This window comes from Streptomyces sp. NBC_01460, assembly GCF_036227405.1.
In the GTDB taxonomy this organism is placed as follows: Bacteria; Actinomycetota; Actinomycetes; order Streptomycetales; family Streptomycetaceae; genus Streptomyces.
In genome coordinates, this window is record NZ_CP109473.1 from 6,889,124 (window position 1) to 6,902,125 (window position 13,002).

A 13,002-nucleotide genomic window follows, 5' to 3' on the forward strand; every position below is an offset into this window, starting at 1 on the left:
CTCCCATGACCGAACTCTCCTTCGGCGCAGCACAGCGGGTCCTCGACAGCCAGCCGTTCAGCGGTCTCATCGGCGCGCGGATCACGGAGTTCGGGGACGGCGTGGCCGTCCTCGAGGTCGACGTACGCGAGGAGCTCACCCAGCAGAACGGCTTCCTGCACGGCGGCGTGCTCTCCTACGCGGCCGACAACGCGCTCACCTTCGCCGCCGGGACGACCCTCGGGCCCGCGGTGCTGACCGGCGGCTTCTCCATCCAGTACCTCCGGCCGGCGAGCGGCCGCACCCTGACCGCCCGCGCGGAGGTGGTCCACACCGGCCGGAGACAGGCCGTGGTGCGCTGCGATCTGCACACCGTGGACGAGGAGGGCGACGCGACGCTGTGCGCGGTGGCCCAGGGGACCGTTCTGTCCGCCCGACCGACCTGAAGGGAACCACGTTGACCACGGATGTCCCGCTCGACCTCGGCGCGCTCGGTGACGACTTCACCCGCGACCCGTATCCCGTCTACGCGCGGCTGCGCGCCCGCGGGCCGGTGCACCGGGTCCGCATCCCGGAGGGCGCGGAGGCGTGGCTCGTCGTCGGGTACGAGGCGGGCAGGGCCCTCCTCGCCGACCAGCGGCTCTCCAAGGAGTGGCGCAGGGCGTCGCCCTCGCTGGGCGTCGGCAAGGTCTCCGTCGGGACGTCCATGCTCAGCAGCGACGCTCCGGCACACACCCGGCTGCGCAGGCTCGTGGCCCGGGAGTTCACCCCGCGCCGGATGGAGCGGCTCGCCCCGCGCGTCCAGGAGATGACGGACGGATTCCTCGATTCCATGACCGGCGGGCCGGACCGGAGCGCCGACCTGGTCAAGGCGCTGTCGTTCCCCCTGCCGATGGCCGTCATCTGCGAGCTGCTGGGGGTGCCCACCCTGGACCGGGATGCGTTCCGTACCTGGTCCGGCACCGCCCTCTCGTCCCTCGACGCCGGAGCGCGCGGCCGGGCCACCACCGCGATGACCGGGTATCTGACCGGGCTGCTGGAGGAGAAGCGCGCGGCGCCCGGGGACGATCTGATCAGCGCGCTGATCCACACCGCGGACGACGACGGTGACCAGCTCTCCGCCGACGAACTCATCGGCATGGCCTGGCTGCTGCTCGTCGCCGGGCACGAGACCACGGTCAACCTCATCTCCAACGGCGTCCTGAGCCTGCTGACCCACCCGGACCAACTGGCCCTGCTGCGCGACGACTACGGCCTCATCGGCAACGCCGTCGAGGAGACGCTGCGCTACGAGGGCCCCGTCGCGACCCCCACGTACCGCTTCACCACGGAGCCGCTCGACGTCTCGGGCACGGTGATCCCCGGCGGCGGCGAGCTGGTCCTGATCGCGATGGCCGACTGCGACCGCGACCCCGCCCGCTTCCCGGACGCCGACCGCTTCGACCTCATGCGGGACGCCCGCGGGCACGTCGCCTTCGGTCATGGCATTCACTACTGCCTGGGCGCCCCGCTGGCCCGCATCGAGGCACGCATCGCCATCCGGACGCTCCTGGAGCGCTGCCCGGGGCTGCGGCTCGACACGGATCCGGCCCGGCTCCCCTGGCGGACGGGCATGCTGCTCAGGGGCCCGCAGAGCCTGCCGGTGGCCTGGTAGCGGGCCTCAGGCCTCGGGGATCTCCGTCATCCGCACCGGGCGGTGCTCCGCGCGCGACAGCTCGCACGCCTCGGCGATGCGCAGCGCGTGCAGCGCCTCCCGGCCGTCGCACGGGTTCTCACGCTCGCCGCGCACGACGCCGAGGAACGCGTCCAGCTCGGCCTCGTACGCCGGCGCGAACCGCTCCAGGAAGCCGGGCCACGGCTCGGCCGGTGCGGGCGGGCCCTGCGGCTCGGTGGAGGTGAGCGGCGTACGGTCGTCGAGGCCGACCGCGATCTGGTCCCGCTCGCCCGCCAGTTCCATGCGTACGTCGTAACCGGCCCCGTTGCACCGGGTGGCCGTGGCCGTGGCGAGCGTGCCGTCGTCCAGGGTCAGCAGCGCCGCCGCGGTGCCGACGTCGCCCGCCTCCCGGAACATCGCCGGGCCGGCGTCCGATCCGGTGGCGTACACCTCCGTCACCTCACGGCCCGTCACCCAGCGCAGGATGTCGAAGTCGTGCACCAGGCAGTCCCTGAACAGGCCCCCGGAGAGCGGCAGATACGCGGCCGGCGGGGGAGCGGGGTCGGACGTCGCCGCCCGTACGGTGTGGAGCCGGCCCAGGGCTCCGCCGCGCACGGCGGTGCGCGCGGCCGCGTACCCCGCGTCGAACCGCCGCATGAAGCCGAGCTGGAGCACGCTGCCCGCCCGCTCGACCTCGTGCAGGGCGCCGAGTGTTCCCGCCAGGTCCAGCGCGATCGGCTTCTCGCAGAAGGCGGGGAGGCCGGCGCGTGCCGCACGGCCGATGAGTTCCGCGTGCGCCGAGGTGGCCGACGTGATCACCACGGCGTCCACCCCCGCGCCGATGACCTCCTCGGCGGACGCGACCGCGGTGGCTCCCGTCCGCGCCGCGGCCTCTCCGGCGCGGACGGGGTCCATGTCCGTCACGACCAGGGAGGCGACGGCCGGGTGCCGTGCCAGGACGCCCGCGTGGAAGGAGCCGATCCGGCCCGTGCCGATGAGTCCGATGCGCATGGACCCAACGTGCCGCCCCCCAGGCGCACTGTCAACTATATGTCCTGACAAATCGAAGGGTGCGGCGCGGCCGTACGGGGTACGCTCCGTGCCGTGCCCAAACCCGCCGCCGACTCCGCCGCCCTGGGGCTGGGCGTGGACCGCACCAGTCCCGTACCGCTCTACCACCAGCTGGCCCAGCAGCTGGAGGCGGCCGTCGAGCAGGGGCGGCTCGCACCCGGCAGCCTCCTCGGCAACGAGCTGGAGCTCGCCGCACGGCTCGGGCTCTCCCGGCCCACCGTCCGCCAGGCCATCCAGTCGCTCGTCGACAAGGGGCTGATGGTGCGTCGGCGCGGTGTCGGTACGCAGGTCGTGCACAGCCGTATCAAGCGCCCGCTCGAACTGAGCAGCCTCTACGACGACCTGGAGTCGGCCGGCCGGAAGCCGGCGACCCGGGTCCTGCGCAACGCGGTCGAGCCGGCCACGCCGGAGGTCGCCGCCGCGCTCGGGGTGGAGGAGGGCAGCGAGGTGCATCTCGTCGAGCGGGTGCGGTACGCGCACGACGAGCCCGTGGCGCTCCTGCGCAACCACCTGCCGCCGCGGCTGATGGACCTCTCCACCGAGCGGCTGGAGTCGACCGGCCTGTACCGGATGATGCGCGGCTCGGGGATCACCCTGCACAGCGCCCGGCAGACCGTCGGGGCCAGGGCCGCCACGGCGGAGGAGGGGGAACTGCTCGCCGAGCCCGCGGGCGCGCCGCTGCTGACCATGGAGCGCACCACCTTCGACGACGGCGGCCGGGCGGTCGAATTCGGTGCGCACGTCTACCGCGCCTCGCGGTACGCCTTCGAGTTCCAGCTGCTCGTCCGGTCCTGAGCTCCCGGGCCGCCGCCCTTCTGTAAGAATGTTCGGACAAAAGCATTGACGTGGTCATGCTAGGTCGCTAGAACGACGGAAGGGCGCGCCCCGCGCCCCTGCCGGGCCGTGACGGACCGGGCTCGGGGATACTTGGCCCGCCGGGCGGCGGGCGTACGTATCCCCGAGCCCGGCTTCACCAGGCAGCACAACGAGCAGCACTAGAAGGGCACGGCGTCGTGGCAAGGGTTCGGACAGGGGTACGCGCGATGGGCGCCGTGCTGGCAGCGGTACTGGCGGCCTCCCTCGCGGGATGCAGCAGCACCGGCGGCAAGCGGGCGGAGGAGCGTGCGGCCCAGCAGGCCGCCGAGGGCCGGTCCGCGGTGAACACGCCCCGCTGGACATTCGCGATGGTCACCCACTCGGGTGATGGCGACACCTTCTGGGACATCGTCCAGAAGGGCGCCAAGCAGGCGGCCGAGAAGGACAACATCAACTTCCTGTACTCGCACAACGACGAGGGCCAGCAGCAGGCCGAGCTCGTCCAGACCGCGATCGACAAGAAGGTCGACGGCCTGATCGTCTCGCTGGCCAAGCCCGACTCGATGAAGACCGTCGTGGCCAAGGCCGTCAAGGCCGGCATCCCCGTCATCACGGTGAACTCCGGCTCCGCCGAGTCCAAGGCCTTCGGCGCGCTCACCCACATCGGCCAGGACGAGTCCATCGCCGGCGAGGCCGTCGGCGACGAGCTGAACGGGCGCAAGCGCAAGAAGGTCCTCTGCGTCCTGCACGAGCAGGGCAACGTCGGCCACGAGCAGCGCTGCGCCGGGGCGAAGAAGACGTTCGACGGGACGATGCAGAACCTCTACGTCGACGGCACCAACATGCCCGACGTCCAGTCCTCCATCGAGGCCAAGCTGAGCGCCGACAAGGACATCGACGCCGTCGTCACCCTCGGCGCCCCGTTTGCCGCGGCGGCCGTCAAGGCGAAGCGGACCGCGGGCAGCGAGACCGAGGTCGACACCTTCGACCTCAACGCCAGCGTCGCCGCCGGCCTGAAGGACAAGTCGCTCGGCTTCGCCGTCGACCAGCAGCCCTACCTCCAGGGGTACGAGGCCGTCGACCTGCTCTGGCTCTACCGCTACAACCAGAACGTGCTCGGAGGCGGCCTGCCCGTCCTGACCGGCCCGCAGGTCATCACGGCCGACGACGCCGACGCGCTCGCCGAATACACGAACCGGGGGACGCGATGACGGCGACCGGGCAACCGGCGGCGCCCCGCACCGACGAACGCCTCCTGCGCACCTCCCCGCTGCGCAAGCTGCTCGGCAGGCCCGAGCTCGGCTCGGTCGTCGGGGCCGCGGCCGTCTTCCTCTTCTTCGCGATCGTCGCCGACAGCTTCCTCCAGGCCTCCAGCCTCGGCACGGTGCTGTACGCGGCGTCCACCATCGGGATCATGGCGGCGCCCGTGGCGCTCCTGATGATCGGCGGCGAGTTCGACCTCTCCGCCGGTGTGATGGTCACCAGCTCCGCGCTGATCTCCTCGATGTTCAGCTACCAGATGACGGCCAACGTCTGGGTGGGCGTCCTCGTGTCGCTCCTGATCACCCTCGGCTTCGGCGCGTTCAACGGCTTCATGCTGACCCGTACCAAGCTCCCGAGCTTCATCATCACGCTCGGCACGTTCCTCATGCTGACCGGCCTGAACCTCGGTTTCACCAAGCTGATCAGCGGCACGGTGTCCACCAAGGCCATCGGGAACATGGAGGGCTTCGACTCCGCCCGCAAGGTCTTCGCGTCCTACCTCACCGTCGGCGGCGTCGAGCTGAAGGTCACCATCCTGTGGTGGGCCGGGCTCGTCGCGATCGCCACCTGGATCCTGATCCGCACCCGCTTCGGCAACTGGATCTTCGCCGTCGGCGGCCAGTCGGACGCCGCGCGCGCGGTCGGCGTGCCCGTGATCCGCACCCGGATCGGGCTCTACCTCGGGGTCGCCTTCGCGGCCTGGGTCTCCGGGCAGCACCTGCTGTTCTCGTACGACGTCGTGCAGTCCGGCGAGGGCGTCGGCAACGAGCTGATCTACATCATCGCGGCCGTCATCGGCGGCTGTCTGATCACCGGCGGCTACGGCTCCGCGGTCGGCTCCGCCGTGGGCGCGATCATCTTCGGCATGACCAGCAAGGGCATCGTGTACGCGGAGTGGAACCCCGACTGGTTCAAGTTCTTCCTGGGAGCGATGCTGCTCCTGGCCACCCTGCTCAACGCATGGGTACGCAAGCGTGCGGAGGCGACGAAATGACGGCCACCCAGGCTCCGGCCCCCCGGGACACGGCCGGCCCGGCGCTCGTCGAGCTCGACGGCGTCAGCAAGTACTACGGCAACATCAAGGCCCTGGAGAACGTCTCGCTGGTGGTCCACGCGGGGGAGATCTCCTGCGTCCTCGGCGACAACGGCGCCGGCAAGTCCACCCTCATCAAGATCATCGCGGGGCTCCACCGGCACGACGCCGGGACGTTCCTGATCGAGGGCGAGGAGACCACGCTCGTCAACCCGCGCGACGCGCTCGACCGGGGCATCGCCACCGTCCACCAGGACCTCGCCGTCGTTCCGCTCATGCCGGTCTGGCGCAACTTCTTCCTCGGCTCGGAACCGACGAAGGGCTCGGGCCCGTTCAAGCGCCTCGACGTGAAGCGGATGAGGGAGACGACCCGCGCGGAGCTGCTCCGCATGGGCATCGACCTGCGCGACGTCGACCAGCCCATCGGCACCCTGTCGGGTGGCGAACGCCAGTGCGTGGCCATCGCCCGCGCCGTCTATTTCGGTGCCAAGGTCCTCGTCCTCGACGAGCCGACCGCGGCGCTCGGCGTCAAGCAGTCCGGGGTCGTCCTCAAGTACGTCGCGGCCGCCAGGGACGCCGGGCTCGGCGTGGTCCTCATCACGCACAACCCGCACCACGCCTACCTCGTGGGCGACCGGTTCGTCCTGCTCAAGCGCGGCGCGATGTCCGGAAGCCACACCAAGGACGACGTCACGCTGGACGAGCTGACCCGTCAGATGGCAGGTGGGAGCGAGCTCGACGAGCTCAGCCACGAGCTCGAGAGGGCCCCGTCGCCGGACCGCCTCGGCGGCCGTCCGGTCGGCGACGACACCCCGTAAACCCCGTCCCGCACCCCGTGCCCCCGACCCGGAGACCGGTTCCGGGGGCGCGGGAATGGCAGAATCGTGGGCGGCGGGCGCCGTCCGCCGCCGGACCGACCACCGCCCGGCCCCCCGACCTGCGCAGGGACGATGAGCACGTACCGCGACTTCACACACCGCGGCTCCGCCCGCGCCACCGTCCTGCGGACCGTCGGCACGAGGGAGCGGCGCTCGCACCTCACAGCGCCCCGGGTCCCCACCGTCGGCATCGACATCGGCGGGACGAAGGTGATGGCCGGCGTCGTCGACGCGGACGGCAACATCCTGGAGACCCTGAAGACCGAGACGCCGGACAAGTCCAAGAGCCCCAAGGTCGTCGAGGACACCATCGTCGAACTGGTCCTGGACCTCTCCGACCGGCACGACGTGCACGCCGTGGGCATCGGCGCGGCGGGCTGGGTCGACGCGGACCGCTCGAAGGTGCTGTTCGCCCCGCACCTCGCGTGGCGCGACGAACCCCTCCGCGACGCCATCGCCTCCCGGCTGGTGGTCCCCGTCATGGTCGACAACGACGCGAACACGGCGGCGTGGGCGGAGTGGCGCTTCGGCGCGGGACGCGGCGAGGACCACCTCGTCATGATCACGCTGGGCACCGGCATCGGCGGCGCGATCCTCGAGGACGGGCACGTCAAGCGGGGCAAGTACGGAGTCGCGGGTGAGTTCGGCCACATGCAGGTCGTGCCCGGAGGCCACCGCTGCCCCTGCGGCAACCGCGGGTGCTGGGAGCAGTACAGCTCGGGCAACGCCCTCGTGCGCGAGGCCAGGGAGCTGGCCGCGGCGGACTCCCCGGTGGCACACGGCATCATCGAGCGGGTCAAGGGCAACATCCCCGACATCACCGGACCGCTCATCACCGAGCTGGCCCGCGAGGGCGACGCCATGTGCGTCGAGCTCCTCCAGGACATCGGCCAGTGGCTCGGCGTCGGCATCGCCAACCTCGCGGCGGCCCTGGACCCGTCCTGCTTCGTCATCGGCGGCGGCGTCAGCGCGGCCGACGACCTGCTGATCGGCCCGGCCCGGGACGCCTTCAAGCGCCACCTCACCGGCCGTGGCTACCGCCCCGAGGCCCGGATCGCGAAGGCACAGCTCGGCCCCGAGGCGGGTATGGTCGGCGCCGCCGACCTGGCACGCCTGGTCGCCCGCAGGTTCCGGCGGACCAACCGCCGCCGGGTCGAGCGCTACGAGCGGTACGCGCAGTTCTACGACCAGGCCGCGAGCACCATCCGGAACACCCGCAGCACCCGCACCGACTGATCCGCGGGCCGCGCGCCGCGGCACCCGGCCACACCCGCACCCCGCTCCGTACCGCAGCCTCGAGGGATCACCGACCATGACCGCAGCCGAGCAGAACATCGTGCCGCGCCAGCCACCTTCGTCCGGCTCCTCCGGTGCCTCCGGTTCCTCGGAGGCACCGGGCCCGCAGGGCTCGACGGGAGCCGCCGGCCCTGCGGGCCCCTCCGGCCCGGCAGGCCCCGCCGGTCCCCCGTCCGGGGACGGCGACGGGACTCCTCCCCAGGACCGGCGCAGGATGATCCGCCGTCGGCTGATCACGCTGACGATCATCGTGCTGCTCATCGGCATCCCGGCGGGCTACCTGGTGATCTCCGCCGGCCAGAGCCGCCGCTCCGGCAAGGACAAGGAGGCCGAGGCCTCCGCCCAGGGACTGCGCGAGGACTGGCCGTCCGGGATGCAGCGGAGGATCTTCGAGCTGCCGATCCCGGGCAATGCGATCGGCGTCCAGTACTACGAGACGAACAACTGGAAGGCCAGCCGGATGTACGTGAAGTTCCGTACGACGTCCGCCGGGCTCGACCGCTTCCTGAGCGGCGTAGGGACCGGCCGGGCCGCGCTGGAGACCGGCAAGGTGACCATCGCCGAACGGGACGTCAAGATCACCGGGTGGTACTTCGGACCCGGTGTCGACTGGGCGGGAACGGTCCACAAGAACAAGAAGCCGCGCCCCACCCAGAACATCACCGTCAACATGACCGATCCGGCTGCCCCGGTCGTCTACGTGGTCTCCGCGGCGACCCCCTGACGGGGAACGGACGGGCCGCTCATTACCCTGGAGCGAGTGAGTGACGTGAGCGAGACGACCCCCCAGCCCGCCCGGCCCCCGCTGACAGCCGACCCCGAGCCCTTGCGGGGCGAGGTGATCCGGCAGCTGCCCGAGGCTCCGGGGCTCGAGTCAGGCCCCTACGCACAGGCCCCCGGGCCCATGGGCGTCCAGCCTCGGACGGCCACACCGCCCCCGCCGCAGCCGGTTCCGGGGCGGTACGACACGCAGCCGCAGAGGGGACCGTACGAAGCCCAGCCGCAGCAGAATCCCGGGCAGTACGGCACCCAGCCGCAGCCCCAGCCGGTCTCCGGGCAGCACGAGACCCCGCCGCCGTCGCAGCCCGGGCCGCAATACGCCCAGCCCACGCAGCAATACGCCCAGCCCACGCAGCAGTACGCCCAGCCCACGCCGGCCCAGCCGTACACCCCGGCCGCGCCGCAGGCTCCCCAGCAGCCCCAGGACCTCCGCGGCGCGCAGCCGGGCGGCCCCCCGGCGCAGCAGGGGCCCCCGTCCGGCCCCGCGCCGCAGGCGCCGTCGCCGGGCCGGCTGCTCCAGTACCGTTTCGACGGCCCGGAAGACGCCCCGGTCCTCGTCCTGGGGCCCTCCCTGGGAGTCACCTGGCACATGTGGGACCGCCAGATACCCGAGCTGTCCCAGCACTGGCGCATCTTCCGCTACGACCTGCCGGGGCACGGCGGGGCCCCCGCCCACCCCGCCGCCGCGGTCACCGACCTCGCCGACCGCCTCCTCGCCACCCTGGACAGCGTCGGTGTCCAGCGCTTCGGGTACGCGGGCTGCTCGATCGGCGGCGCCGTCGGCGCCGACCTGGCACTGCGCCACCCGCACCGGGTGGCGGCCCTGGCGCTCGTCGCCGCGTCGCCGCGCTTCGGAACCGCCGACGAATTCCGCCGGCGCGGGGTGGTCGTCCGCACCAACGGCCTGGAGCCGATCGCGCGTACCTCCCCGGAACGCTGGTTCACCCCCGGCTTCGCCGCCGCGCAGCCGGCCATCGTCGAGTGGGCCGTCCAGATGGTCCGCACCACCGACCCCGGCTGCTACATCGCCTCCTGCGAGGCCCTGGCCGCCTTCGACATCCGGGCGGAGCTGCCCCGCATCGGTGTGCCGACCCTCGTCCTGGTCGGTGCCGAGGACAAGGTCACCGGCCCCGCCGAGGCCCGGAACCTCGTCGCGGGCATCCCGGACGCCCGGCTCGCCCTGGTCCCCGGCGCCTCCCACCTGGCTCCGGTCGAGCAGCCGGCCGCCGTCACCGACCTGCTGCTCATGCACTTCTCGACCGCGTGGCAGGACACCCTGGCGTCGATCCCCGTGCCGTCGTCCCCGGGCTTCGCCGCCCCGTTCGCCCCGGTCGTGCCCGTCGCGGAGATCACGGCCGCGGTCGTCCTGCCCGACGCCTCCCCGACCGGACGCAGCGACCGGTACGAGCGGGGGATGAAGGTCCGGCGCGAGGTGCTCGGCGACGCCCATGTGGACGCCGCGTCGGCAGCGTCGGACGGCTTCACCGACGACTTCCAGGAGCTCCTCACCCGCTACGCCTGGGGCGAGATCTGGAGCCGGGAGGGACTCGACCGCAGGTCCCGCAGCTGTGTCTCCCTCACCGCGGTCGTCGCGTCGGGACACCTGGGCGGCCTCGCCCAGCACGTCAGGGCGGCTCTGCGCAACGGCCTCACGCCGGTCGAGATCAAGGAGGTGCTGCTGCAGACGGCCGTCTACTGCGGCGTCCCGGCGGCAGGCGCGGCGTTCGAGATCGCGCAGTCCGTGATCCAGGAGGAAACCACCCCGCCCGCGTAGCAGGATGGTGGCATGAACGCTTCGCCTCTCACCCTCACGAAGAAGACCCACTCCTGCGTCCGCCTGGAGCGGAACGGGCAGTCGCTCGTCATCGACCCCGGCGGATTCACGGAGGACGACGCCGCGGTCGGTGCCGACGCGATCCTGGTGACGCACGAACACCCCGACCACTTCAGCGAGGCACGGCTGCGCGCGGGCCTGGAGGCCAACCCGGCCGCACAGGTGTGGACCCTGCGGAGCGTGGCCGAGCAGCTGTCGGCCGCGTTCCCGGGGCGTGTGCACACGGTCGGTCACGGCGACACCTTCACCGCCGCCGGGCTCGACGTCCAGGTGCACGGCGAACTGCACGCGGTGATCCATCCGGACATCCCGCGGATCACCAACATCGGCTTCCTGGTGGACGGTTCCGTCTTCCACCCCGGGGACGCGCTCACGGTGCCCGACCACCCCGTGGACACGCTGATGCTGCCGGTCATGGCCCCCTGGAACAAGATCTCGGAGGTCATCGACTACGTACGCGAGGTGAAGCCGCGCCGGGCGATCGACATCCACGACGCCCTGCTCACCGACCTCGCGCGCCCGATCTACGACACGCAGATCGGCGCCCTGGGCGGAACGGACCACGGCCGGCTGACCCCGGGTGACGCGACCCGTCTCTGACCCCGTTGTCAGTGGGAGCGGTTAGGTTGGCGGCATGCGCATCGCCACCTGGAACGTCAATTCCATCACCGCCCGGCTTCCGAGGCTGCTGGCCTGGCTGGAGAGCAGCGGCACCGACGTGCTCTGCCTCCAGGAGACCAAGTGCACCCTGGAGCAGTTCCCCGCCGACGCTTTGCGTGAGGCGGGCTACGAGTCCGCCGTCAACGCCACGGGCCGGTGGAACGGCGTCGCGCTGCTCTCCCGCGTCGGCCTCTCGGACGTCGTGACGGGCCTGCCCGACGGCCCGGAGTACGAGGGTGTGCAGGAGCCGAGGGCGGTGTCGGCGACCTGCGGGGGCGCGCGCGTCTGGTCCGTCTACGTCCCCAACGGCCGCGAGGTCGCCCACGACCACTACGCCTACAAGCTGCGCTGGCTGGAGGCCCTGCGGAAGGCCGTCGCCGCGGACGCGGCGGGGGCGCTCCCCTTCGCGGTCCTCGGCGACTTCAACATCGCGCCGACGGACGAGGACGTCTGGGACCCGGCGCTCTTCGTGGACTCCACCCACGTCACCCCCGCCGAGCGGGCCGCGCTCGCCGCGCTGCGCGAGGAGGGGCTCCTCGACGTGGTGCCGCGCCCCCTCAAGTACGACCACCCGTACACCTACTGGGACTACCGTCAGCTGCGCTTCCCGAAGAACAAGGGCATGCGCATCGACCTCGTCTACGGCAACGCTCCCTTCGAGGCGGCGGTCAAGGACAGCTACGTCGACCGTGAGGAGCGCAAGGGCAAGGGCGCCTCGGACCACGCCCCGGTGGTCGTGGACCTCGAGCTCTGAAGGAGAGCGCACGAGCTTCGGCGTCAACTCCGGGTTGACGGACCCAGGGTGTCAACCTAGGGTTGACGCATGACGAAGCCGTTGCGTCCCCGTCCGCCGATCCGCCTCGACGACCTCATCGACGCGATCAAGAGCACCCACACCGACACGCTGGAGCAGCTCTCCGGGGCCGTGGTTGCCGCGGATCACCTGGGCGAGATCGCCGACCACCTCATCGGCCACTTCGTGGACCAGGCGCGCCGCTCCGGCGCGTCCTGGACGGACATCGGCCGCAGCATGGGGGTCACCCGGCAGGCCGCCCAGAAGAGGTTCGTGCCCAAGAAGCCCGGTGAGCCGTCGGACCTGGACCCGAGCCAGGGCTTCGGCCAGTTCGACACGGAGGCCAGGAACGTCGTCATGGGCGCGAGCAACGAGGCCCACGCCGCCCGCAACGACGAGGTGGGAGTGGAACACCTGGTCCTGGGCCTCCTGCTCGACCCGGCGTCCCTCGGTGCCCGGGTCGTCACCGGGCAGGGAGTCGCGCTGGAGGCGGTCCGGGAGGCGGCGACGCTCGCCCTCCCGGCCGCGGCCGACGAGGTCCCCGAGCTCATCCCGTACGACGCGGGGGCCCGCAAGGCCCTGGAGCTCACGTTCCGGGAGGCGCTGCGTCTCGGTCACGACGTCGTCGGGAGCGGGCACATCCTGCTGGCCCTGCTGGAGTTCGAAGACGGCGCGGGCCTGCTCGCGGGGCTGGGCATCGACAAGGAGGCGGCGTCGTCGGCGGTCGCCGAAGGGGTCGCCCGCGAAATCGAGGAGTCAACTCCGGGCGCCGGAGGCTAAGGTGGCCGATGAGCGCCCGGTGCGCAGGCGACGGATACTTCTTTCTGCAAAAAAGAGGACCCAGGTTCGAATCCTGGCGGTCCGGTTCCGGCCGGACCGTGGTGCAGCGGCCCAGCATCTTGTCTCCGTGGCCGACTTCGATCTCGGGCGCTCATGAACCTGCCG

The 13,002-nt window shown here is 72.0% G+C and carries 13 protein-coding genes; 12 read left to right on the forward strand and 1 reads right to left on the reverse strand.

Features of this window, described 5'->3' with window-relative positions; all coding sequences use genetic code 11:
- The first annotated feature begins 5 nt into the window (after positions 1–5).
- The gene (locus OG488_RS31060; protein WP_329234899.1) at positions 6–425 is read left to right on the forward strand and encodes a PaaI family thioesterase; all 420 of its coding nucleotides are present in this window, start codon (positions 6–8) and stop codon (positions 423–425) included.
- 11 nt (positions 426–436) lie between these two features.
- Positions 437–1,633 carry a cytochrome P450 family protein gene (locus tag OG488_RS31065; RefSeq protein ID WP_329234901.1) on the forward strand — a complete coding sequence of 399 codons (1,197 nt, stop codon included), beginning with the start codon at positions 437–439 and terminating at the stop codon, positions 1,631–1,633.
- A gap of 6 nt (positions 1,634–1,639) precedes the next feature.
- On the opposite strand, the gene OG488_RS31070 is transcribed toward OG488_RS31065, so the two are convergent.
- Complete coding sequence (locus OG488_RS31070) at positions 1,640–2,644, reverse strand: Gfo/Idh/MocA family protein (protein WP_329234904.1); 1,005 nt, start codon at positions 2,642–2,644, stop codon at positions 1,640–1,642.
- Between the two features lie 93 nt (positions 2,645–2,737).
- Between OG488_RS31070 and OG488_RS31075 the strand changes: the two genes are divergently transcribed.
- The 10 genes from OG488_RS31075 to OG488_RS31120 all read left to right on the forward strand — a co-directional run bounded on the left by OG488_RS31075 (position 2,738) and on the right by OG488_RS31120 (position 12,837).
- Positions 2,738–3,499: a GntR family transcriptional regulator gene (locus OG488_RS31075; protein WP_329234908.1), complete on the forward strand. Its 762-nt coding sequence runs from the start codon at positions 2,738–2,740 to the stop codon at positions 3,497–3,499.
- A 218-nt stretch (positions 3,500–3,717) separates the two neighbouring features.
- A complete protein-coding gene (locus OG488_RS31080; protein WP_443074252.1) occupies positions 3,718–4,731 on the forward strand; it encodes a sugar ABC transporter substrate-binding protein in 1,014 nt (337 codons plus the stop codon).
- The gene (locus tag OG488_RS31085; RefSeq protein ID WP_329234911.1) at positions 4,728–5,777 is read left to right on the forward strand and encodes an ABC transporter permease; all 1,050 of its coding nucleotides are present in this window, start codon (positions 4,728–4,730) and stop codon (positions 5,775–5,777) included. The genes OG488_RS31080 and OG488_RS31085 overlap by 4 nt, the downstream gene beginning before the upstream one ends.
- Entirely contained in the window at positions 5,774–6,634 is an 861-nt protein-coding gene (locus OG488_RS31090) for an ATP-binding cassette domain-containing protein (protein WP_329234914.1), read from the forward strand. Before OG488_RS31085 ends, OG488_RS31090 begins: the two co-directional genes overlap by 4 nt.
- A gap of 132 nt (positions 6,635–6,766) precedes the next feature.
- Entirely contained in the window at positions 6,767–7,930 is a 1,164-nt protein-coding gene (locus OG488_RS31095) for an ROK family glucokinase (protein ID WP_329234917.1), read from the forward strand.
- A 274-nt stretch (positions 7,931–8,204) separates the two neighbouring features.
- On the forward strand, positions 8,205–8,714 hold the full coding sequence (locus tag OG488_RS31100) for a hypothetical protein (RefSeq protein WP_329239129.1): 510 nt from the start codon (positions 8,205–8,207) through the stop codon (positions 8,712–8,714).
- 567 nt (positions 8,715–9,281) lie between these two features.
- Positions 9,282–10,544, forward strand: coding sequence for a bifunctional 3-oxoadipate enol-lactonase/4-carboxymuconolactone decarboxylase PcaDC (pcaDC, locus tag OG488_RS31105; RefSeq protein ID WP_329239131.1), 1,263 nt, complete (start codon positions 9,282–9,284; stop codon positions 10,542–10,544).
- 12 nt (positions 10,545–10,556) lie between these two features.
- Positions 10,557–11,204, forward strand: coding sequence for an MBL fold metallo-hydrolase (locus OG488_RS31110; protein ID WP_329234919.1), 648 nt, complete (start codon positions 10,557–10,559; stop codon positions 11,202–11,204).
- Between the two features lie 34 nt (positions 11,205–11,238).
- Complete coding sequence (locus OG488_RS31115; RefSeq protein ID WP_329234923.1) at positions 11,239–12,018, forward strand: exodeoxyribonuclease III; 780 nt, start codon at positions 11,239–11,241, stop codon at positions 12,016–12,018.
- 69 nt (positions 12,019–12,087) lie between these two features.
- Positions 12,088–12,837, forward strand: a complete 750-nt coding sequence (locus OG488_RS31120) for a Clp protease N-terminal domain-containing protein (RefSeq protein ID WP_329234926.1) — start codon at positions 12,088–12,090, stop codon at positions 12,835–12,837.
- Positions 12,838–13,002 lie beyond the last annotated feature (165 nt).